Source organism: Pseudomonas sp. HOU2 (genome assembly GCF_040729435.1).
Lineage (GTDB): Bacteria > Pseudomonadota > Gammaproteobacteria > Pseudomonadales > Pseudomonadaceae > Aquipseudomonas.
In genome coordinates, this window is the sequence record NZ_CP160398.1 from 5,537,796 (window position 1) to 5,557,926 (window position 20,131).

Sequence of the window (20,131 nt, forward strand, 5' to 3'; positions counted from 1 at the left end):
CTGCGATCTTTTGATCTTGCCTTTAATCAAGATCAAAAGATCGCAGCCTTCGGCAGCTCCTACAGTGTTAGATGTAGGAATCGGGCATAACGATAGACCGCATCGATATATGTGGTTATATGAAAAATCGCTATGCTGCGGGCCAGATTTTTCCTGTCGTTTTTCTGGACGTCTTAATGGAATTGGCAAATTTCGGCCTGGTGATCGCCGGGCTGGTGGTGGGTTTTATTGTCGGTATGACCGGTGTCGGCGGCGGTTCGTTGATGACGCCGATCCTGTTGTGGTTCGGCATCAACCCGGCAACAGCGGTGGGCACCGACCTGTTGTACGCGGCCATTACCAAATCCAGTGGCGTGCTGGTGCACAAGAAGAACAACAACATCGACTGGGCCATCACCGGCTGGCTGACCCTCGGCAGCGTGCCGGCTGTGGCGATGACCTTGTGGTTTCTCAGCACGCTGCACACCGCGCCCGAAGCGATGAACGCGATCATCAAACAAGCCCTGGGCTTTGTGCTGTTCGCCACCGCGTTGGCGATTCTGTTCAAGAAGCGCCTGCTCGAATTCGCTCACAAACGCGCGGGCGGCAATTACAACCCGAGCGGCGCGCGCCTGAATGTGATGACGGTGATCACCGGGCTGATCCTCGGCACCATGGTCGCCCTGACCTCGATCGGCGCCGGCGCCCTGGGCACGGTCGCGCTGTTCATCCTCTATCCGCTGCTGCCGACCCGGCGCCTGGTCGGCACCGAAATCGCCCACGCCGTGCCGCTGACCCTGGTTGCCGGTCTGGGCCACGCGAGTATGGGCAACATGGACTGGGGCGTGCTGGGCTTTCTGCTGATGGGTTCGTTGCCGGGCATCTGGCTGGGCAGCCACCTGACCGGGCGTATCTCCGACGAATTACTGCGCCCGTGCCTGGCGACCATGCTGCTGTTGATCGGCTACAAACTGGCTTTCTGATGTAGGAGCTGCCGAAGGCTGCGATCTTTTGATCTCCGTTTTTACGATCAAGATCAAAAGATCGCAGCCTGAGGCAGCTCCTACGCTGCGGTATGAAGGATGTTGAATTTCATGACGGTCACCGGCAAATCCTCGTAGACCAGATCCTCGACCACCTCCCAACCCAACCCCGCATACAGCGATTGCGCGGCGTCGGTGTACAGATACAGCTGCGGCACTCCCAACGTTTTGGCTTCAGCGACGATCCGGTTAACCAGCTGCGAAGCAATTCCGCGTCCGCGTTCTTCGGCTTTCACGTAGACGCCCGCCAGCCACGGCGTCAGTTGCGGGCGGATCTTCATGTCGCTGTCGATCAGCAGCGCGCCGCCGAGCAACCTGCCGTCTTCAATAGCCACCACCACGCTGGGAATTGCACCCTTGCCACAGGCGGCGCGCATCCGCTCGGTGCGGGCCTCAAGGGTATCGCCGTCACGGAATTCGCCCCATTCCTTGAAGTTGAGTTCGGCCAGTTCCTCAATCAAATGCGGGTGATCGCACAGGTAATCGATGTGCATGGGTTGAACTCCATTTCGTGGGCGGAACAGCCAGCCTAATGTGCTCACAAAAGGTAATCAAATCCGCGTCACGATTACGCCGATGCGGTTGCGCAATGTCGTGGCTGACCTAAGCTTCTGACAAGGCGAAACATATTTGCCGGGCACGACCCCGGAACAATCGCCGCGATGCGCAATCATTAGAGCGTGGATATCAAAAGGAGATGCGCATGCTCATCAGGTCACTGACCCTGACACTCTTGCTGGCGATTGCCGGCCCCTTGTTCGCCGCTGACAATGACTCGCCCATAGCCGGGGATGTGGGACGGGCCCGACCGTTGATCGTAATCGCACAAAGCACCGTCGATCCGGTGTGGGTGGGGTTGAAAAAGTCGCTGGAAGATCCTGCCAACAAGAAAGGTGTGACTGATCGCAACATCAAGGTTTACACCATCCTCAACATGGCCGGTCAGCTCGATGGCAAAGACCTCGGTCAGCAGGACACCATGGCTTTGCTACGGTCGCTGAAACTCGGTGCCGGCGCGTACCCGAAAGTGTTCCTGCTGGGCAAGGACGGCGAGGCCAAGCTCTCGGCCTCGGGCGATGAAGCGAAGTCGGTGGACCTGAAGAAGATCTTCGACACGGTTGATGCATTGCCGGCGAGCGAGAAAGAAATCAGCGCACCGACGGTTGCTGAAACCAAGGCCACGGCCGCCGAACCTGCAGCCAAGAAAGGCGAGAAGGGCGCCAAGCCAACCAAACCGGCGAAACCGAGCAAGCCACCGGAAATGCCGGATGATTGATGGCATGGCCTGATTCAAAAAAAATGGGCGAACTCTGCAGGTCGCCCATTTTTATTGCCCGTCAAAAAGATCGCAGCCTTCAGCAGCTCCTACATGGGATCGGTGTAGGAGCTGCCGAAGGCTGCGATCTTTTGATTTTCAGTCGGCTAAAGCGCTGAGGATCGTGTGAGCAATCTTCACCCGCTCCGGAATCGGAAAGTTCTTGTTCGCCAGAATCACCACGCCGACATCCTTCGACGGCACAAACGCCACGTAACTGCCAAAGCCACCCGTAGACCCGGTTTTGTTCAGCAGCACATTATCCGCCTGCGGTTGCGGCGGGGTCAGCCACTGCACCTTGTGCGGCTGCATGGCCATTTCCGTGCTGTTGCCGGCCAGCAAACGATCGAGGCTGATCGGGTAACGGTACATTTCCCAACCCAGACCCTGAGTCATGTCGCCGACGCTGTAGTAACCGGTGTGGGTGTTGGCGATGGCTTTTTGCAGCGGGGCCTCCAGGCTTGCCGGTTTCAGGTTGACCTGCACGTAACGCAGCATGTCGGCGGCGCTGGTTTTCACGCCGTAAGCTTCTGAATCCATCGCGCCCGGGGTGACGCGCACCGGTTGGTTGTTCTTGTCGTAGCCCTGCGCGTACAGGCTCATTTGCGCTTTCGGCACTTGCAGGTAGGTGTGTTGCAGGCCAAGTTTCGGCAGCAGGGTTTCGCTCATCGCCTGATCATAGGGCTGGCCAAGGGTCTTGGCGGCGAGATAACCGAACAGGCCCAGGCTCGGGTTGGAGTACAGGCGCTGGCTACCGGCCGGGAAGCTCGGTTTCCACTGTTGGTAGTAGCCGAGCATCTTGTCCGCCGAATCCCACGGGTCAGGGAATTGCAGCGGCAGGCCGCCGGCGCTGTAGGTGCCCAATTGCAGCACGCTGATGTTGTCGAAAGCGCTGCCCTTGAGTTCCGGCCAGAGCTGGCTGGCCTTGGTCGACAGGTCCAGTTTGCCGGTCGCCTGCGCATAGCCGGCCAAGGTCGCGGCGAAGGTTTTGCTCACCGAGCCGATCTCGAACAGGGTGTTTTCGCTGACTTTCTGCCCGGTATCCTTGGCGGCGACGCCGTAATTAAAGTAATGCGGTTGGCCGTTGATGGTGATAGCCACGGCCAGGCCCGGAACCTGCTGTTGCTGCATCACCGGGGTGACGGCTTTATTCACCAGAGCTTGCAGTTGCTCGTCGCTCGGCGTGGCAGCCATGCACGCGTTAGCAGCGAAAATTACGCCGAATGCGCTGCAGGAAATGACTTTTCTCGGGTTGATGAAGGACATGAGTGAACCACTCTCCATGAGTGTTGAGGGTGATATCCCGCTACACTGCGGGCAATTGAAACGTTGCTCGACTGATCAGCGCCGACAATTTAGGCAGTCTGGCACTCGTCGACAAACGATGATATTTCGCATGAGCCATTAGAAAAATTTGGGACCTGGCATGATTCGACCTCAACTGCCGCTCAATGCGCTGCGCGCATTCGAAGCCTCGGCGCGGCATCTGAGCTTTACCCGCGCCGCTGTGGAATTGTGCGTGACCCAGGCGGCGGTGAGCCATCAGGTCAAAAGCCTTGAGGCGCAGCTCAATGTCACCCTGTTCAAACGCCTGCCTCGTGGGCTGATGCTGACCAGTGAAGGGGAGACCCTGTTGCCGGTTTTGACCACCTCATTCGATCACATCGCGCAGATGCTCGAGCGACTGGCCGGCGGTCAGTATCGGGACATGTTGACCGTGGGTGCCGTCGGAACCTTTGCGGTCGGTTGGCTGCTGCCACGGCTGGCAGACTTCCAGGCGAAACATCCGCTCATAGATTTGCGCCTGTCGACCAATAACAACCGGGTCGACGTCGCCGCCGAGGGGCTGGATTACGCGATTCGTTTTGGCGCCGGGGCGTGGCACGGGATCGAGGCAACGCGTCTGCTGGATGCGCCACTGTCGGTGTTGTGCGTGCCGGAAATTGCCCGGCAGTTGCATACCCCGGGCGATCTGCTGCAACAGCGCTTGCTGCGTTCCTATCGCACCGATGAATGGCCGGAGTGGTTTCATGCCGCAGGCCTGGCGACCCACGCGGCGCCGCCGCAGAGCATTGTCTTCGATTCGTCGCTGGCGATGATGGAAGCCGCGCTGCAGGGCAGCGGAGTCGCATTGGCACCACCGCTGATGTTCGCCCGGCAACTGGCAGCGGACGTGATTCGCCAGCCGTTTGCGATTGAAATCACCACCGGCAGTTATTGGCTGACGCGCCTGCAGTCGCGCCCGGAGACGGCGGCAATGCTCGCCTTCAAAAACTGGCTGCTACAAATCTCTGCCTGACCCAAATCCTTTGTAGGAGCTGCCGCAGGCTGCGATCTTTTGACTTTGATTTTTGAAGATCAAGATCAAAAGATCGCAGCCTGCGGCAGCTCCTACAGGGGGAAGGCATCAGCGCACCAGACACGGCCGCTTGTTATCGAACGTCCACCCCGGTATCAAACACTGCATCGCCACGCTGTCATCCCGTGCGCCGAGACCCATGCCTTTGTACAGTTCGTGGGCCTTGGCCACCTGATCCATGTCCAGTTCCACACCCAGCCCCGGTTTCTGCGGCACTTGCACGCAACCGTCGACAATTTGCAGTGGTGCCTTGGTCAGACGCTGGCCGTCCTGCCAGATCCAGTGCGTGTCGATGGCGGTGATGTCGCCCGGTGCCGCCGCCGCGACGTGGGTAAACATTGCCAGGGAAATATCGAAGTGGTTGTTGGAGTGTGAGCCCCAGGTCAGGCCCCACTCATGACACAACTGCGCGACACGTACCGAGCCCTGCATGGTCCAGAAGTGCGGGTCGGCCAACGGAATGTCCACCGACTGCAGCTGAATGGCGTGGCCCATCTCGCGCCAGTCGGTGGCGATCATGTTGGTCGCCGTCTTCAGCCCAGTGGCGCGGCGGAACTCGGCCATGACTTCACGCCCCGAGTAACCGTTTTCCGCACCGCACGGGTCTTCGGCGTAAGCCAGCACCTTATGTTGATCGCGGCACAGGCGGATCGCTTCTTTCAGTGACCAGGCGCCGTTCGGATCGAGGGTGATTCGCGCCTCGGGAAAGCGTTCGGCCAGAGCCGTCACGGCTTCGATTTCCGCGTCGCCACTGAGCACGCCGCCCTTGAGTTTGAAGTCCTGGAAACCGTATTTCGCCTGCGCCGCTTCGGCCAGACGCACCACCGCTTCGGCGCTCATGGCTTTCTCGTGACGGACGCGGAACCAGTCGTTATCGGCATCCGGTTCGCTGCGGTAGGCGAGGTCGGTCTCGCGTTGATCGCCGACGTAAAACAGATAACCGAGCATCTTCACTTGGTCGCGTTGCTGGCCTTCGCCGAGCAGCGCCGCGACCGGTACGTCGAGGTGTTGCCCGAGCAGGTCGAGCAGGGCGGCTTCGAGTCCGGTGACCGCGTGGATGGTGATGCGCAGGTCGAACGTCTGCAGGCCACGGCCGCCGGCGTCACGCTCGGCGAAGGTCTGGCGCACCTGATTGAGGATCTTCTGATAGTTGCCGATTGTGCTGCCGAGCACCAGGCTGCGGGCATCCTCCAGCGTCTGGCGGATGCGCTCGCCACCGGGCACTTCACCGACGCCAGTGTGGCCGGCGTTGTCCTTGAGAATGACGATATTGCGGGTGAAAAACGGCCCGTGGGCGCCGCTCAGGTTGAGCAGCATGCCGTCGTGGCCGGCCACGGGAATCACCTGCATGTCAGTGATGATTGGCGCTTTGGCGGTGTCGTGTGCGGTCATGTTTTTATCCTTGTCAGCATCTTTAAAAAGGAAGTCATGCGTGCTTTGGCGCGGCCTCGGCCACGGCGAGGTCAGCAGCGTGTTTCGGGGTGGTGCGTGCAGCGAAGACGATGATCGCGGCGATGATCGAGGTCGCGGCCAGGCCGTAGAGGCCGCCCTGAATCGAGCCGGTGTGTTCTTCGAGCAAGCCGAAGGTGGTCGGCGCGACGAAGCCGCCGAGGTTGCCCACTGAATTGATCAACGCAATTACTGCCGCGGCGATCCGTGCATCCAGATAGGCCTGCGGAATCGGCCAGAACAAAGACGAGGCGGACTTGAAGCCCAGCGCGGCAAAACAGATCGCGACAAAGGCGAAGATCGGCCCGCCGGTGGTGGACATGAACATCCCTGCTGCGGCGATCAACAACGCGGTGGCGACCCAGGCTTGCTGGTGCTTCCACTTGGCCGAGAAAGCGGCGAAGGCGTACATGCCGACGATCGACAGCAGCCACGGGATCGAATTGAACAGCCCGACCTGGAAGTCACTCATCTCGCCCATTTTCTTGATGATGCTCGGCAGCCAGAACGTCGCGGCGTAGATGGTCAGTTGAATGAAAAAGTAGATCAGGCAGAACAGGATGATTTGCCGGTCCTTGAGCAGTTTGCCCATCGATGGGCGGATCGGCGTCGCGGCTTCGCGGGCCTTCTGTTCATCGTCGATGGCGTTGACCAGTGCGTCCTGTTCGGCGCGGGTCAGCCATTTCGCGTCGTGGGGTTTGGCGTCGAGCCAGAACCAGACGAACACGCACAGCCCGACGGAAAACATGCCCTCGATGAAGTACATCCATTGCCAGCCGTGCATGCCGAGGCCGTTGATCTGCAAGAGCAGGCCGGACAACGGGCCGGAAATCAGCGAGGCGACTGCCGATCCGCTGAGGAAAATCGCGATCGCCTTGCCGCGTTCGGCGCCGGGCAGCCAGCGGGTGAAGTAGTAGATCACCCCGGGAAAGAACCCGGCTTCGGCCACGCCGAGCAGAAAGCGCAGGATGTAAAAGTGCGTTTCGTTCTGGATGAACGCCATGCCGGCGGCGACCAGGCCCCAGGTAAGCATGATGCGGGTGAGCCAGATGCGCGCGCCGACTTTCTGCAAAAGCATGTTGGACGGCACTTCGAACAGCGCATAACCGATGAAGAACAGACCGGCGCCGAAGCCGTAGGCGGCAGCCCCGATGCCCAGATCATGTTCCATGTGAGTGCGGACGAAACCGATGTTCACCCGGTCAATGTAATTGACGATGAACATGATCACGAAGAGCGGCAGGACGTGGCGTTTCACTTTCGAGATGGCGGACGCGAGTGTCGAATCGACGCCCTCGTTCATCCCGGAGACGGAGGTTTTCACTTGGTTTTTCTCCCACTGATTATTTTTATGCGGGGTAGGGCTGAGTGTTGCGTTGTTGATAGACATCATACAACTGAGATTTTTTGTCCTACAAGTGGGGTATAGCGATTAAATTTGTCTGGTGGGCAGATTTCTTATTTCTTTTTGGCGGTTTACCCCGTTTTTGTTGACCTAGATTGCTCGTGTCAGCCGCGTTTCATCGTTTTTCATGTCAACGTTCAAACAGCTCAGCCACCTTGTCTATTCCGGTTTTTTGAATTTTATTGAATGTTGTCATACAAGTTGGTGGCTATTTCAGCACTAAAATCGATCTCGTCAGCCACCGCGCAGTGCTACGATCGACAAGCCCCGATGACCGGAACCGATCATGCAAGAAGACCTCGACGCCCCTGCGCCCAAACGTGCACACAACCTCGCACACGATCTGGTGGAGAAACTTACCCAGAGCATCCTGCTTGGCCAGTTGTCGCCCGGTGACAAGCTGCCGTCGGAGAACGCCATCGTTCAGGAGCACGGCGTCAGTCGCACGGTGGTGCGCGAAGCGATTTCCAAGTTGCAGGCCTCGGGCCTGGTCGAGACGCGGCACGGCATCGGCAGTTTCGTCATCGAGCGCGCTGCCGAGCAGGGCTTGCGCCTGAATGTCGACACCGCGCTCGGACTACGCAGCATTCTGGAATTGCGCATGGGTCTGGAGACACAGGCCGCGGCGCTGGCGGCGCTACGGCGCAGTGAGCAGCAATTGCTGCAGATGCGTCAGGCGCTGGATGACTATCAGCGTCTGCTGGACAGCAATGACAGTTGTGTCGAGGCTGATCGACGTTTTCATCTGCTGATCGCCGAGGCCACCGGCAACGTCTGCTTCAGCGAAATCATGCAGCACCTGGGCAGCGCGATGATTCCGCGTCAGCGGCTCAATGCCGCCGAGCGTGGCGCGGCGGATCTGAGCAAGCTGGGGCAGTTGGCCCATCTGGAGCACGAAGCGATCCTGAATGCGATCAAACGGCAGGATCCGGACGCAGCGCGCGCGGCCATGTGGCTGCACTTGACCAACAGCCGCGACCGCTTCAGTGCGCAGGGCTGATGGCCGTTGGTCTGCTCGATAGCACCGCCTGCGCAGGCACGCTTCCAAGCTGTATGGCCCGGGTTCTCCGGACCTCCTTGGTGAGGTGTGTCATGGCTAATGATTTGCTGTTTCAAGGTGGTGTGCTACCGACCGATCCGACCCGTCCAGTACCCGGCACGGATGAGCCGACACTGACCGATCACGATGCGCCGCCGGGCATGAGCCCGGGACGTGATCCGTTGAGTGATGCCGATCGGCCGGAAGACTGGAAGGACCCGGCGGCGGACGATGATGTGCCGCCGGCGGATGAGCCGACGCCGTTGTCGGATGATCGCAGATAGTGAAAAAAACCGGCCTTGGTGCCGGTTTTTTTGTGGGTGGTCAGTTGCAGTGTGTGTTGTTCATGTGGGCCTCATCGCGGGCAAGCCCGCTCCCACAGTGGTCAGTGGTGTCATGCCGCATGTCCTGTGGGAGCTGGCTTGCCAGCGATGGCGGCCACAATGTCGCTGAAAATCAGAGATCAGACTTCAAGGGTACGAACCACCACCCGCCGCTCCAGATTCAACGCCAGCACACTGATCAACACCACCGCCGCGCCAATCAGAACCATCAGCGACGGCTGCTCGCCGAGGCCCACTGAAGCAATCCCCATCGCCGTCGGCGGTATCAAATAAAGCGTCATCGTCGCCCGGCTCAAGTCCACATGCCTGAGCACAAAGCCCCAGGCCAGATAAGCCAGCGCGCTGGGAAACACCCCTAACGCCAGCACCGCGCACTGCACGCGCAACGGCGCCTTCAGCACTGCATCGCTCAGCCCCGGCAGATAAATCAGCAACAGCAGCGTCCCCGACCACACCGCATAACAGGCCAGACTGAAGCCGTCATAACGTCGGGCGTGGTGTTTTTGCAGGGCGAAGTAAATGCTCCATGACAGCGCCGCCAGCAGAATCAGCAAGCCGTGCGCGTCGATCTGCCCCAGGCCACGATCACCACGCCGACCAGCCCCAGCAATACGCAGCCCCAACGCCAGACACTGACCTGATCCTTGAACACGTAACGCGCCAGCAGCGTACTGAACAGCGGGCTCGACTGCGCCAGTACGCTGGAGGCGCCGGCGCTGACGCTTTGCTGGCCGATGTTCAGCGCCACGTGATGCAGGCTGACCGCGAACAAGCCCAAGGCGAACAGCAGCGGCACATCGCGCGGTTGCGGCAGGCGAATACCTTTGAAGGCAGCGATGACAGCCATGAACACCGACGCCAAAAGAAACCGCAGCAACGCCAGATGCCCGGGGTCGTAGGCTTGCAGGCCGATGTGAATGCCGGTCGGCGAATAGGCCCAGCAGCCGACCACGAAAGCCATGGCCAGAATGATTTTTACAGGAGAGGGAGACGGCATGATCGGCGCACCGCAGAGGTTGATGCGCCGAGTATCCGGGCGCGCAACAATTCGCCACAACTGACTTATACTGCGCTGAATGTTCACTTTGAGTGATGAGTATGGAGCTGGCGCAGATCCGCATGTTCAAGACCGTGGCCGACGAGGGCAGCATTGCCCGCGCCGCTGAAAAGCTGTTTTGTGTGCCGTCGAACATCACCGCACGGATCAAGGCGCTGGAAGCGGAACTCGGCGTCGCGCTGTTTCTGCGCGAGGGGCGCGGGCTGCGGATCAGCCCGGCGGGGCAGACGTTTCTGGCGTATGCCGAGCGGATTCTGGCGCTGACCGCCGAAGCCAAACGCGCGGTGGATCCCGCCGCCGAACCCTCCGGGCCGCTGCGTATCGGCGCGATCGAATCCTCGGCCACCGGGCGTTTGCCGCGTCTTTTGGCGAGGTTTCACAAGCGCTTTCCGCGAGTGGCACTGGAGCTGACGACCGGCACCTGGAGCCAGTTGCTCGACGATACTGTCAACCATCGCCTCGACGGCGCCATCGTCGCAGTGGACGTCGAGCGATCGCAGCTCAAACGCACACCGATGTACCGCGAAGAACTGCTGCTGATTGCCTCGACGTCATTCGGGCCGGTGCGCGACATCCACGATCTGCAGGACAAAACCGTGTTCATGTGGCCGCAAGGCTGCCCGTATCGGGCGGCGCTGGAGCACTGGTTGTTGCGTCAGGGCCAGGCGCTGCCGATTGTCAGCCTGGCGAGTTACGGGGCGATTGTCGGTTGCGTAAGTGCCGGCGCCGGGGTCGCGCTGGTGCCCAAAGGGGTGTTCGAGCAATACGCCAAAGGCGCTGGCTGCGTGGGCTATGAGTTTCCTGAACTGACAGCGATCGACAACCTGTTTTACTGGCACGAAAACGCCGGGGTGCACCCAGCGCGTGAGGCGTTCGTGGCGATGTTGCGCGAAGAATTCCTCTGACTCCATCCGTGTAGGAGCTGCCGCAGGCTGCGATCTTTTGATCTGGCTTTTCAATAACAAGATCAAAAGATCGCAGCCTGCGGCAGCTCCTACAGGGATGGGTTCAGGGAGTTAGGTCGCGCATCAGCAGGCCAAAGCGCAAATCCACCGCATCCGGAATCGGCAGGTACACCGTGTGCCCGTCGCCGGGCGCGACTTCGATGGCTTCGCCCTTGGCACTCTGCAACTGGTGCAGATCGAAATGGAAGTTGCCCTTGGGCGTCATCAGCTCCAGATGATCGCCCAAGGCAAAACGGTTCTTCACCTTGACCTCGGCCAACCGGTCGCGGCGCTCGCCGGTCAGTTCGCCAACGAACTGCTGACGCTCGGACACCGAGCTGCCGTTCTGATAATTCTGGTATTCGTCATGCACATGGCGGCGCAGGAAACCTTCGGTGTAGCCGCGCTGGGCCAGTGATTCCAGATCGGTCATCAGGCTGCGATCAAACTCGCGCCCGGCCATCGCGTCATCAATTGCCCGGCGATAGACCTGAGTGGTGCGCGCGCAATAGAAGTGCGATTTGGTCCGGCCCTCGATCTTCAGCGAATGCACGCCCATGCGCGTCAGGCGCTCGACATGCTGCACCGCGCGCAGATCCTTGGCGTTCATGATGTAGGTGCCGTGCTCGTCTTCAAATGCCGGCATCAACTCATCGGGGCGATTGGCTTCCTGCAGCAGGAACACCTGATCGGTCGGCGCGCCGATGCCCAGGGTCGGCTCCGGCTGGAAGGTCTGCACGATCTCGCCGAGCTGGTTTTCCGTGGCTTGCTGCGCCGAATACTTCCAGCGGCAGGCGTTGGTGCAGGTGCCCTGATTGGCATCGCGCTTGTTCATGTAGCCCGACAGCAGGCAGCGCCCGGAGTAGGCCATGCACAGCGCGCCGTGAACGAAGACCTCCAATTCCATGCCCGGTACCTGTTCACGGATTTCGCCGATTTCTTCCAGCGACAGCTCCCGCGAAAGGATGATCCGGCTCAGCCCCTGTTGCTGCCAGAACTCGACGCTCGCCCAGTTCACCGTGTTGGCCTGCACCGAAAGGTGGATCGGCATCTGCGGAAAATGCCGGCGCACCAGCATGATCAGACCCGGGTCGGACATGATCAGGGCGTCCGGTGCCATCTCGATTACCGGCGCCAGATCCTTGAGAAAAGTCTTCAGTTTGGCGTTGTGCGGGGCGATGTTGACCACCACGTAAAAGCGCTTGCCCTGAGCCTGCGCTTCGCGAATGCCGAGGGCGAGGTTGGCGTGGTCGAATTCGTTGTTGCGCACCCGCAGGCTGTAGCGCGGCTGGCCGGCGTAGACCGCATCGGCACCGTAGGCGAAGGCGTAGCGCATGTTCTTCAGGGTGCCGGCGGGGGCGAGCAATTCCGGGGCGGCGAGGGGGAGGTCTGGCTTCATGGCGGCATCGGTCGCAAAAGCGCGGCAGGGTAGTGCAGCGGCAAGTGCGGTTTATTGATCTGGATCTACGTTTGAGTTTGCGAAGTTTATCTGTGCAGAAAGGGCACAGATCATGTCCCGGTTCCACTGTGTTCGGTTTGACGATGGCTGCCTAACATTCGCTTATCAAATCAACCGAAGGAGGACTTTCCCATGCAGAACTTTACGCGCCGCTTTCTCACCGCTTGTGCATTTTCCGGTGTACTGGCCAGCACCGGGGCCATCGCCGACAGCCACCCGACCATTCGGGCGATGTCAGGCGCTACGCCGGTCGATCACCTGCCAGCCGGCAAATCGGCCCTGATCGTGATCGACTTTCAGAATGAATACTTCAGCGGCAAGATGCCGATCCCGGACGGTGCCGCTGCGCTGGCGAAAACCCGTGAGCTGATCACGTTCGCCGACAGCCACAAAATCCCGGTGTACCACGTGCAGCACATTGCACCGGCCGGTTCTGCGGTGTTTGCCATTGATGGCGAGACGGTGAAGTTTCACAAGGACATGCAGCCGCGCCCACAAGACGTTGTCCTGCAAAAAAACACCGTCAGCGTGTTCGCCAGCACCGACCTTGACCAGCAACTGAAAAAGGCCGGCATCCAGACCCTGATCATATCCGGCCTGATGACCCACGCCTGCGTGGCGGGTGCCGCGCGGGATGCCGCGCCTTTGGGCTACGCCGTGATTGTCGCGTCCGATGCCTCGGCGACCCGCGCCATCACTCGGGCCAACGGCGTGTCCATCGACAAGGATTCGCTGCACAAAGCCGCGCTGGCGGAAGTCGAAGACACCTTCGGCGACGTGTTGGGCACTGCGCAGATCGTCAAACTGCCGGTGCGCTGATTAGCCGGGCTGCATCGTCCAGGCAATCTATGCTCCATGAACAAAGATGGCACTCGCGCGCGCCCCGGCTGACTAAGGTTCGGGGCGTGCGAGACGCCTGACTGACATGGATCGGACATGAACGAAAAAACCCTGCAATTCAAATCCCTCACCGTGCTGTTGTTGCTGGTGACGGTCGCCTTCATCTGGATTCTGCTGCCGTTCTACGGCGCGGTGTTCTGGGCGGTGATTCTCGGCATTCTGTTTGCGCCGATGCAGCGCAAGTTACAGATCAAATTCGGCTGGCAGCGCAACCTGACAGCGCTTTGCACGTTGGGCATCTGCCTGGTCATCGCGATTCTGCCGGTGATCATCCTCAGCGTGCTGTTGGTCCAGGAAGGCGCGACGCTGTACAACAACATCGAAAGCGGCCAACTCGACATCGGTGCCTATCTGGCGCAGTTCAAACACAGTCTGCCCCCGTACTTTCAACATCTGCTCGATCGCTTTGGCATGGGTGAACTCAACGGCCTGCGCGAGAAAATCGTCAAGGCGTCGATGCAGGGCAGCCAGGTGCTGGCCAGCCAGGCGTTCAGTTTCGGCCAGGGTACGTTCGAGTTCGTGGTCAGCTTCGGCATCATGCTGTACCTGCTGTTTTTCTTTCTGCGCGATGGCGCTGAACTGGTGCGCAAGATTCGCACCGCAGTACCGCTGGAAGAGAATCACAAACGCCGTTTGCAGTTGAAATTCAATCGGGTGGTCCGCGCGACGGTCAAGGGCAACCTGGTGGTGGCGGTCACTCAAGGGGCACTGGGCGGGGCGATTTTCTGGTTTCTCGACATTCCCAGCGCGTTGCTCTGGGCGGTGCTGATGGGCTTTCTGTCACTGTTGCCGGCGGTGGGCGCGGGGATCGTCTGGGCACCGGTGGCGGTGTACTTCCTGCTCAGCGGGATGATCTGGCAGGGCGTGGTGCTGGGGCTGTTCGGGGTGTTTGTGATCGGCCTGGTGGACAACGTGCTGCGCCCGATCCTGGTCGGCAAGGACACGCGCATGCCGGATTACATGATCCTGATCTCGACCCTCGGCGGCCTCGCAGTGTTCGGCCTCAACGGTTTCGTGATCGGGCCGCTGATCGCGGCGCTGTTCATGTCCAGTTGGGCGCTGTTCATCGAGACCAAACCGAGAGTCCAGTTGCCTTAAGCGTGGAATGGCGTGCTGACGATTTTCTGCGACAGGGCCTGCGCTGCGGGCAGTGAAGTGAGCGGGCCGCTGATCGGCTCGCCATCGCGCACCAGATACCAGCAGGCGAGCAATCCCGACGCTCGGAGCGATGCGGGAACGGCGCTGCCGACCACCGACATGATTTGAACCTGAGCCATGACAAGTACCTCCATCAATCTGTGGAGCTACCTTAGGGATTCGCTGCGCTCAGGGACAATCAACGCTTTCGATAGTGGTCATTGATCACAGTGAGGACTGTGTCAGTCGACAACCTGGTCGAGCATGTGCACCACTTCACGCTCATTGAGCAGGCCCTTGTGCACGAGATTCTCCGCCAGCAGCGAAAGAAACTTGGCGCAGCGGTGGCCTTCCAGGTGTTTCAGTTCAGTCAGCGCGCTGTACACCTTGCTTGAAGTGCACAGGCCGACGATGCGGTGCGGATTCTGTGTAGGCATGGGTCGTCCTTGTTTTTATCAACCTGTTGTTTACGGACGGATTCAGATTGCGGTTCCGTCATGACAAATAGATGACCGTTTTGTGTTTTGCCCTCGACGGTCAAGTCCATCATGCCGACTTTAGCTGCCGGGACTGTCCTCACAGCGACCTTGGCGAGATTTTTTCAGACTTTGCCCGACCGACGGTCATAAAAAAGCCCCGCTATAAAGCGGGGCTCGTTGTTCGTGATTACCAGCGCGGGCCACCGTAGTAGCCGTGTGGCCGGCCGTAGTAGCCGCGTGGTGGGCCGTAGTAGACCGGGCCAGGCACGTAGACCGGTTGTTGCACATAGACCGGCGCCGGTTGGTAGTAGACCGGTGGCGGCGGTTGTTGCACATAAACCGGTGCCGGCTGAGCGTAAACAGGCTGTTGCACGTAGACCGGCCGGTCCTGATTGATCAATGCCGAGCCGATGATGGCCGAGCCGACGATCGCACCAAACACTGCCGGACCCTGCCAGCCACCGCCGTGGGCTTCTGCCTGACCTGTGATAGCGAATGCACCAATCAACAAGGCCACGATGGGGAGTTTACGAATCATGATAATTCCTCGGTTCTTCGACCCGGCGTCCGGGCCTGCACCAGGCCCAAAGTTGTCGCGGGGATACTTCTATGACAGCGAAATTCTGAAAATCAGCACAGCCGCTGGGTAAATTTTGTGTAAGGTCTGTACCGGCTTCTTTACCGGTCGGTCAAAGGGGCTCGCGGCCCGTTGCAGACAGGCGCTTATGATCGTCCAGAACCCGATGGAATGGCTAACTCCGTCCATCCGAAAGTCCGTTTTGAAGGAGAAGTTTCATGCAGATGAATCCCAACAAAGACACCCAACTGTGCATGTCCCTGTCCGGGCGCCCGGGGAATTTCGGTCTGCGCTTTCATAACCATTTGTACGAGCAGTTGGGCCTGAACTTCTATTACAAGGCGTTCAGCAGCCAGGATCTGCCGGGAGCCGTCGGCGGCATTCGTGCGCTGGGGATTCGTGGTTGTGGCGTGTCGATGCCGTTCAAGGAAGCGTGCATCGCGCTGGTCGATGAGCTGGATGCGTCGGCAGCCGCGATCCAGTCGATCAACACCATCGTCAACACCAACGGCCATCTCAAGGCCTACAACACCGATTACATCGCCATCGCGCAATTGCTGGAAACCCACGCGGTGCCAAAGGATACGACGTTCGCCCTGCGCGGCAGCGGCGGCATGGCCAAAGCGGTGGCCAGTGCCTTGCGCGATGGTGGCTACAAGAACGGCTTGATCGTTGCGCGTAACGAGCGCGCCGGACGGGTTCTGGCGGACTCGCTGGGCTATCGCTGGCAGGCGGAGCTGGGCGAAGAGCGGCCGCAGATGCTGATCAATGTCACCCCGGTGGGCATGGACGGCGGGCCGGAAGCCGGGCAACTGGCGTTCGAACCAGAAGTGATCAAGGCCGCCGACACCGTGTTCGATGTGGTGGCGATCCCGTCGGAAACGCCGCTGATCGTGCGCGGGCGAGCCGAAGGTAAAAAGGTCATCACCGGGCTGGAGGTGATTGCGATCCAGGCGCTGGAGCAATTTGTGCTGTACACCGGAGTGCGGCCAAATGAAGAGCAGTTTGCGGCGGCGGTGAATTTCGCCCGCAGTTGATGTTCAGGACTGTATGTGTTGAATAAGTTGGCCCCATCGCTGGCAGGCCAGCTCCCACAGGTGTCAGGTTGCAACACTGATAGGTGAGCAACCACAAATTCTGTGGGAGCTGGCTTGCCAGCGATGAATTCAACCCGGTTTATCGGGTTACCTATACTGCAGCCCCAGCAAGCCCAGACTTGCCCCTCACAAAAAACCTGATCGAGGCTCCCCATGCATCCGCCCATCCTCAACCTGCACCAGGTCGAACTCGAACCCCTGCCCGAAGCCCTTGCCCCGGAAGGCGAAGCCGCCGGTCGCTACCAGCAGCGCCTGGCGCGCATCGGCCAGCAGCTTGGCGCGCAGAAGCTGGGTTACCGCTTGTACGCGTTGCCACCCGGCATGCGTGGCAGCCCGTTTCACAGCCATCGGGTCAATGAAGAGATGTTCTATGTCGTAGCCGGCGAGGGCGAAGTACGGTTGGGCGCAGAGCGCTTTGCGATCCGCGCGGGTGATGTGATTGCCTGCCCGCCGGGTGGCCCGGAAATGGCGCACCAGATCATCAACACCAGCGATGCCGAGTTGCGTTATCTGGCGGTCAGCACCCAGCAGCAACCGGATATCTGCGAATACCCGGACTCCAACAAATACGCGGTGATGGACAACTTCAAGGTCGATGCCCAAGGCAATGCGTCAGGCTTTGTTGCCGTGGCGCGGCAGGCGGATGGGGTGGATTACTGGGATGGTGAATAACCCGTAGATCTCATGTAGGAGTGAGCCTGCTCGCGATGGCGGTCTGTCAGGCACTGAAATTCTGAATGAACCGGCGCAATCGCGAGCAGGCTCACTCCTACAAGGTATTGTGGTGATTATTCGAGGCGCGCCAGACGCTCTTCCAGTGCGGCAATCCGTGCTTCCAGTTCTTCGATGCGTTCAACTGACACACCGCTGGTCGCGCGCTCTCCAGGATTCTGCCGCGCCGCCAGGATCGCCTCGATATCTGCCGGATCGCTCAGTGCATGGGTGTAGCGGTCTTCACGCTGACCGGCCTGACGGGGAATCAAAACCGCCAGCCCACGCGCGATCAAGCGCTCGAGCTGATGCACCACCTGCTCGGCATCTTCGAAATCATGCATGCGGCCACTGCGGGTCAGCAGCTCATTCACCGTTTGTGGGCCACGCAGGAACATCAAACCGGTGAGAATGACCTGGGCCGGCACCAGCTCCAGCGCCTTGTCGAGCTTGTGCTCCCAGCGATCAGCGCGACTGCCCATGACCAGTTTCGCGTAACCGTGGCTTTCCAGCGCTCGCAAGCTTTGGCCAACCTGACCTTGAGTCAGGTTCATCACCGGTTCGCGGCTGGTTTTCTGATTGCAGGCCAGCACCAGCGCATTAAGGGTCAGCGGATAGGTTTCCGGGCTGGTGGCCTGTTTTTCGATCAACGCACCCAGAATGCGGATTTCCGTGGCGTTGAGCCGTGGTTCGTCGGTGGTGGTTGCTAGTTCGGTGGTCATCGCGCGTTCCCTCAGCAGTCGAAGGCGCCTAGCCTAATCCTTGGCTAACAAAAGGCAAGCCGTGTGGTCATCAAGCATGGCTATAATCGCCTCCACGTTCCACCCAGCCACTACACGAGACTGCCATGACCATTTCCCTGTACGCCGCATCCGTCCCGGTTTTTCAACAAATGCTCAACGCCCTGAGCGATGTCCTGAAAAAGGCTGAAGCCCACGCCACCGAAAAAAACATCGACCCGAACGCCTTCCTGCAAGCGCGCCTGTACCCGGACATGTTCCCGCTGGTGCGTCAGGTGCAGATCGCGGTCGACTTCGCCAAAGGCGTGTCCTCGCGTCTGGCCGAAGTCGAAATCCCGAAATATGACGACACCGAAACTACCTTCACCGAGCTGCAGGCGCTGATCGCCAAGGTCCTGGCCTACATCGGCGAGATCAAGCCGGAGCAGATCAACGGCAAGGAAGGCATCGAGATCGTGACCCGTCCGGGCACGCCGAAAGAGAAGCGCTTCAGCGGCCAGGCCTACCTGCTGAGCTACGGTCTGCCGCAGTTCTTCTTCCACGTGACCACTGCCTATGACCTGCTGCGTCATAACGGTGTTGAAGTGGGCAAACGCGATTACATGGGCGCGTACTAAATCGTTAGAAGCCCTCACCCTAGCCCTCTCCCAAGGGGAGAGGGGACTGATCGCGTTGTTTGTTCGAGATACGCCGACCTGATCTATCGAGTCGAACTCAAGACTTGAATGCGACAAAGATCGGCTCCCTTTCCCCCTCGCCCCCTTGGGGGAGAGGGTTGGGGTGAGGAGGGAAAGATCTCAGCCACAAAAAAGCCCGCCAAGGTTCACTCCTTGGCGGGCTTTTCATTGCAGCAATTGTTACGCAGTGCGCTGGGCTTTCGCTTCTTCACCCAGGCAAGCCGCTGCGGTGAACAGCACGTCAGTGGACGAATTCAGCGCAGTCTCCGCCGAATCCTGCAGCACACCAATGATGAAACCAACCGCCACCACCTGCATGGCAATCTCGCTCGGGATGCCGAACAGGCTGCACGCCAGCGGAATCAGCAGCAGCGAACCGCCGGCCACGCCCGACGCGCCACAGGCGCAGATCGCCGCGACGACGCTGAGCAGGATCGCGGTCGGGATGTCCACGGCAATCCCCAGCGTGTGTACCGCTGCCAGGGTCAGTACGGTGATGGTGATCGCTGCGCCGGCCATGTTGATGGTTGCGCCCAATGGGATCGATACCGAGTAGGTGTCTTCGTGCAGGCCCAGACGTTTACTCAGTTCCAGGTTGACCGGAATGTTCGCCGCCGAGCTGCGGGTGAAGAACGCGGTGATGCCGCTTTCGCGCAGGCACTTGAGGGTCAGCGGGTACGGGTTGCGACGCAGTTTCCAGAACACGATCAGCGGGTTCATCACCAGCGCGACGAACAGCATGCAGCCCAGCAGTACGCCGAGCAGGTGCGCGTAACCGATCAGTGCGCCGAAGCCCGAGGTCGCGAGCGTCGAGGCCACCAGACCGAAAATGCCCAGAGGTGCGAAGCGAATCACCACGCGCACGATCAGCGTCACGCCGTTGGACAGATCGCCAACCACTTCGCGGGTGGTGTCACCGGCGTGGCGAATCGCGACGCCCATGCCGATCGCCCAGGCCAGAATGCCGATGAAGTTGGCGTTCATCAGGGCGCTGACCGGATTATCGACCACGCTCAACAGCAGGCTCTGCAAGACTTCAGTGATCCCGCCCGGCGCGGTCACCGCGACGTTGTCGGTGGACAGCACCAGATGCGAGGGAAACGCCATGCTGGCGACAACCGCGACCACCGCCGCAGCAAAGGTACCGAGCAGGTACAGAAACAGAATCGGCCGGATGTGGGTTTCCTGACCGTGCTTGTGGTTGGCAATCGACGCCATCACCAGCACGAACACCAGAATCGGCGCCACGGCTTTCAGCGCCGAGACAAACACCTTGCCGATGAATGCGGAGCCTTTCGCCGCTTCCGGAGCGAACAGCGCCAAGGCGATACCGGCAATCAGGCCGATCAGGATCTGCGTGACCAGGCTGAGGTTTTTCAGGCGTTGCAATAGAGAAGGGGATGAAGCGGTCATAACGGCA

General features: G+C 60.0%; 21 protein-coding genes and 1 pseudogene. 11 read left to right on the forward strand and 11 right to left on the reverse strand.

The genetic code is table 11. The features are described 5' to 3' along the window. Positions 1 to 176 precede the first annotated feature (176 nt). Positions 177 to 962, forward strand: coding sequence for a sulfite exporter TauE/SafE family protein (locus ABV589_RS24895; RefSeq protein WP_064586898.1), 786 nt, complete (start codon positions 177 to 179; stop codon positions 960 to 962). Between the two features lie 80 nt (positions 963 to 1,042). Here the strand turns inward: ABV589_RS24895 and ABV589_RS24900 are convergent, their stop codons facing one another. Then, complete coding sequence (locus ABV589_RS24900; protein ID WP_367084064.1) at positions 1,043 to 1,516, reverse strand: GNAT family N-acetyltransferase; 474 nt, start codon at positions 1,514 to 1,516, stop codon at positions 1,043 to 1,045. 209 nt (positions 1,517 to 1,725) lie between these two features. Here ABV589_RS24900 and ABV589_RS24905 point away from each other — a divergent pair, with 209 nt between their 5' ends. Then, the gene (locus ABV589_RS24905) at positions 1,726 to 2,298 is read left to right on the forward strand and encodes a DUF4174 domain-containing protein (protein ID WP_367084065.1); all 573 of its coding nucleotides are present in this window, start codon (positions 1,726 to 1,728) and stop codon (positions 2,296 to 2,298) included. 138 nt (positions 2,299 to 2,436) lie between these two features. Here ABV589_RS24905 and ampC read toward each other — a convergent pair whose 3' ends face one another. Continuing rightward, positions 2,437 to 3,603, reverse strand: a complete 1,167-nt coding sequence (gene ampC / locus ABV589_RS24910; protein WP_367084066.1) for a class C beta-lactamase — start codon at positions 3,601 to 3,603, stop codon at positions 2,437 to 2,439. Between the two features lie 160 nt (positions 3,604 to 3,763). Here ampC and ABV589_RS24915 point away from each other — a divergent pair, with 160 nt between their 5' ends. Further along, a complete protein-coding gene (locus ABV589_RS24915; protein ID WP_367084067.1) occupies positions 3,764 to 4,636 on the forward strand; it encodes a LysR family transcriptional regulator in 873 nt (290 codons plus the stop codon). 108 nt (positions 4,637 to 4,744) lie between these two features. Here the strand turns inward: ABV589_RS24915 and gudD are convergent, their stop codons facing one another. Both gudD and ABV589_RS24925 read right to left on the reverse strand, forming a co-directional pair. Then, entirely contained in the window at positions 4,745 to 6,088 is a 1,344-nt protein-coding gene (gene gudD / locus ABV589_RS24920) for a glucarate dehydratase (protein ID WP_367084068.1), read from the reverse strand. Positions 6,089 to 6,122: 34 nt separating this feature from the next. After that, entirely contained in the window at positions 6,123 to 7,469 is a 1,347-nt protein-coding gene (locus tag ABV589_RS24925; protein WP_367084069.1) for an MFS transporter, read from the reverse strand. Positions 7,470 to 7,836: 367 nt separating this feature from the next. On the opposite strand from ABV589_RS24925, the gene ABV589_RS24930 reads away from it, so the two are divergent. Beyond that, positions 7,837 to 8,550, forward strand: coding sequence for a FadR/GntR family transcriptional regulator (locus tag ABV589_RS24930; RefSeq protein WP_367084070.1), 714 nt, complete (start codon positions 7,837 to 7,839; stop codon positions 8,548 to 8,550). Positions 8,551 to 8,642: 92 nt separating this feature from the next. After that, positions 8,643 to 8,873: a hypothetical protein gene (locus ABV589_RS24935; RefSeq protein WP_367084071.1), complete on the forward strand. Its 231-nt coding sequence runs from the start codon at positions 8,643 to 8,645 to the stop codon at positions 8,871 to 8,873. Between the two features lie 179 nt (positions 8,874 to 9,052). Here ABV589_RS24935 and ABV589_RS24940 read toward each other — a convergent pair. Beyond that, positions 9,053 to 9,930: pseudogene (locus ABV589_RS24940) on the reverse strand (DMT family transporter). 101 nt (positions 9,931 to 10,031) lie between these two features. Between ABV589_RS24940 and ABV589_RS24945 the strand changes: the two are divergent. Then, complete coding sequence (locus tag ABV589_RS24945; RefSeq protein WP_367086229.1) at positions 10,032 to 10,895, forward strand: LysR substrate-binding domain-containing protein; 864 nt, start codon at positions 10,032 to 10,034, stop codon at positions 10,893 to 10,895. A 103-nt stretch (positions 10,896 to 10,998) separates the two neighbouring features. Here the strand turns inward: ABV589_RS24945 and yegQ are convergent, their stop codons facing one another. Further along, on the reverse strand, positions 10,999 to 12,333 hold the full coding sequence (yegQ, locus tag ABV589_RS24950) for a tRNA 5-hydroxyuridine modification protein YegQ (RefSeq protein WP_098968080.1): 1,335 nt from the start codon (positions 12,331 to 12,333) through the stop codon (positions 10,999 to 11,001). Positions 12,334 to 12,525: 192 nt separating this feature from the next. Between yegQ and ABV589_RS24955 the strand changes: the two genes are divergently transcribed. Together ABV589_RS24955 and ABV589_RS24960 are read left to right on the forward strand one after the other, a co-directional pair. Then, complete coding sequence (locus tag ABV589_RS24955; protein ID WP_367084072.1) at positions 12,526 to 13,212, forward strand: isochorismatase family protein; 687 nt, start codon at positions 12,526 to 12,528, stop codon at positions 13,210 to 13,212. Between the two features lie 117 nt (positions 13,213 to 13,329). Next, positions 13,330 to 14,391, forward strand: coding sequence for an AI-2E family transporter (locus ABV589_RS24960; protein ID WP_367084073.1), 1,062 nt, complete (start codon positions 13,330 to 13,332; stop codon positions 14,389 to 14,391). Here ABV589_RS24960 and ABV589_RS24965 read toward each other — a convergent pair. From ABV589_RS24965 to ABV589_RS24975, 3 genes are all read right to left on the reverse strand, one after another. Beyond that, positions 14,388 to 14,570 (reverse strand): hypothetical protein, encoded by a 183-nt coding sequence (locus ABV589_RS24965; RefSeq protein WP_003223603.1) that lies wholly within the window; start codon positions 14,568 to 14,570, stop codon positions 14,388 to 14,390. The genes ABV589_RS24960 and ABV589_RS24965 overlap by 4 nt on opposite strands. A gap of 102 nt (positions 14,571 to 14,672) precedes the next feature. Next, on the reverse strand, positions 14,673 to 14,867 hold the full coding sequence (locus ABV589_RS24970) for a hypothetical protein (RefSeq protein WP_025108897.1): 195 nt from the start codon (positions 14,865 to 14,867) through the stop codon (positions 14,673 to 14,675). A gap of 229 nt (positions 14,868 to 15,096) precedes the next feature. Next, a complete protein-coding gene (locus ABV589_RS24975) occupies positions 15,097 to 15,447 on the reverse strand; it encodes a hypothetical protein (protein ID WP_007965394.1) in 351 nt (116 codons plus the stop codon). 257 nt (positions 15,448 to 15,704) lie between these two features. Between ABV589_RS24975 and ABV589_RS24980 the strand changes: the two genes are divergently transcribed. Next, a complete protein-coding gene (locus tag ABV589_RS24980) occupies positions 15,705 to 16,523 on the forward strand; it encodes a shikimate 5-dehydrogenase (protein WP_367084074.1) in 819 nt (272 codons plus the stop codon). 213 nt (positions 16,524 to 16,736) lie between these two features. Continuing rightward, positions 16,737 to 17,255, forward strand: coding sequence for a cupin domain-containing protein (locus tag ABV589_RS24985; protein ID WP_367084075.1), 519 nt, complete (start codon positions 16,737 to 16,739; stop codon positions 17,253 to 17,255). 116 nt (positions 17,256 to 17,371) lie between these two features. Here ABV589_RS24985 and ABV589_RS24990 read toward each other — a convergent pair whose 3' ends face one another. Beyond that, positions 17,372 to 18,016, reverse strand: a complete 645-nt coding sequence (locus tag ABV589_RS24990; protein ID WP_367084076.1) for a DUF480 domain-containing protein — start codon at positions 18,014 to 18,016, stop codon at positions 17,372 to 17,374. Positions 18,017 to 18,141: 125 nt separating this feature from the next. Here ABV589_RS24990 and ABV589_RS24995 point away from each other — a divergent pair, with 125 nt between their 5' ends. Beyond that, the gene (locus tag ABV589_RS24995) at positions 18,142 to 18,651 is read left to right on the forward strand and encodes a DUF1993 domain-containing protein (protein ID WP_367084077.1); all 510 of its coding nucleotides are present in this window, start codon (positions 18,142 to 18,144) and stop codon (positions 18,649 to 18,651) included. Positions 18,652 to 18,891: 240 nt separating this feature from the next. Here the strand turns inward: ABV589_RS24995 and sstT are convergent, their stop codons facing one another. Continuing rightward, positions 18,892 to 20,124, reverse strand: a complete 1,233-nt coding sequence (sstT, locus tag ABV589_RS25000; RefSeq protein ID WP_096795703.1) for a serine/threonine transporter SstT — start codon at positions 20,122 to 20,124, stop codon at positions 18,892 to 18,894. Positions 20,125 to 20,131: the final 7 nt, after the last annotated feature.

Excerpts from the sequence above, each read along its gene's own strand:
- ABV589_RS24895 (WP_064586898.1), top strand. The coding sequence starts at position 177 with ATGGAATTGGCAAATTTCGGCCTGGTGATCGCCGGGCTGGTGGTGGGT.
- ABV589_RS24900 (WP_367084064.1), bottom strand. The coding sequence starts at position 1,516 with ATGCACATCGATTACCTGTGCGATCACCCGCATTTGATTGAGGAACTG.
- ABV589_RS24905 (WP_367084065.1), top strand. The coding sequence starts at position 1,726 with ATGCTCATCAGGTCACTGACCCTGACACTCTTGCTGGCGATTGCCGGC.
- ampC (WP_367084066.1), bottom strand. The coding sequence starts at position 3,603 with ATGTCCTTCATCAACCCGAGAAAAGTCATTTCCTGCAGCGCATTCGGC.
- ABV589_RS24915 (WP_367084067.1), top strand. The coding sequence starts at position 3,764 with ATGATTCGACCTCAACTGCCGCTCAATGCGCTGCGCGCATTCGAAGCC.
- gudD (WP_367084068.1), bottom strand. The coding sequence starts at position 6,088 with ATGACCGCACACGACACCGCCAAAGCGCCAATCATCACTGACATGCAG.
- ABV589_RS24930 (WP_367084070.1), top strand. The coding sequence starts at position 7,837 with ATGCAAGAAGACCTCGACGCCCCTGCGCCCAAACGTGCACACAACCTC.
- ABV589_RS24935 (WP_367084071.1), top strand. The coding sequence starts at position 8,643 with ATGGCTAATGATTTGCTGTTTCAAGGTGGTGTGCTACCGACCGATCCG.
- ABV589_RS24945 (WP_367086229.1), top strand. The coding sequence starts at position 10,032 with ATGGAGCTGGCGCAGATCCGCATGTTCAAGACCGTGGCCGACGAGGGC.
- yegQ (WP_098968080.1), bottom strand. The coding sequence starts at position 12,333 with ATGAAGCCAGACCTCCCCCTCGCCGCCCCGGAATTGCTCGCCCCCGCC.
- ABV589_RS24955 (WP_367084072.1), top strand. The coding sequence starts at position 12,526 with ATGCAGAACTTTACGCGCCGCTTTCTCACCGCTTGTGCATTTTCCGGT.
- ABV589_RS24960 (WP_367084073.1), top strand. The coding sequence starts at position 13,330 with ATGAACGAAAAAACCCTGCAATTCAAATCCCTCACCGTGCTGTTGTTG.
- ABV589_RS24965 (WP_003223603.1), bottom strand. The coding sequence starts at position 14,570 with ATGGCTCAGGTTCAAATCATGTCGGTGGTCGGCAGCGCCGTTCCCGCA.
- ABV589_RS24970 (WP_025108897.1), bottom strand. The coding sequence starts at position 14,867 with ATGCCTACACAGAATCCGCACCGCATCGTCGGCCTGTGCACTTCAAGC.
- ABV589_RS24975 (WP_007965394.1), bottom strand. The coding sequence starts at position 15,447 with ATGATTCGTAAACTCCCCATCGTGGCCTTGTTGATTGGTGCATTCGCT.
- ABV589_RS24980 (WP_367084074.1), top strand. The coding sequence starts at position 15,705 with ATGCAGATGAATCCCAACAAAGACACCCAACTGTGCATGTCCCTGTCC.
- ABV589_RS24985 (WP_367084075.1), top strand. The coding sequence starts at position 16,737 with ATGCATCCGCCCATCCTCAACCTGCACCAGGTCGAACTCGAACCCCTG.
- ABV589_RS24990 (WP_367084076.1), bottom strand. The coding sequence starts at position 18,016 with ATGACCACCGAACTAGCAACCACCACCGACGAACCACGGCTCAACGCC.
- ABV589_RS24995 (WP_367084077.1), top strand. The coding sequence starts at position 18,142 with ATGACCATTTCCCTGTACGCCGCATCCGTCCCGGTTTTTCAACAAATG.
- sstT (WP_096795703.1), bottom strand. The coding sequence starts at position 20,124 with ATGACCGCTTCATCCCCTTCTCTATTGCAACGCCTGAAAAACCTCAGC.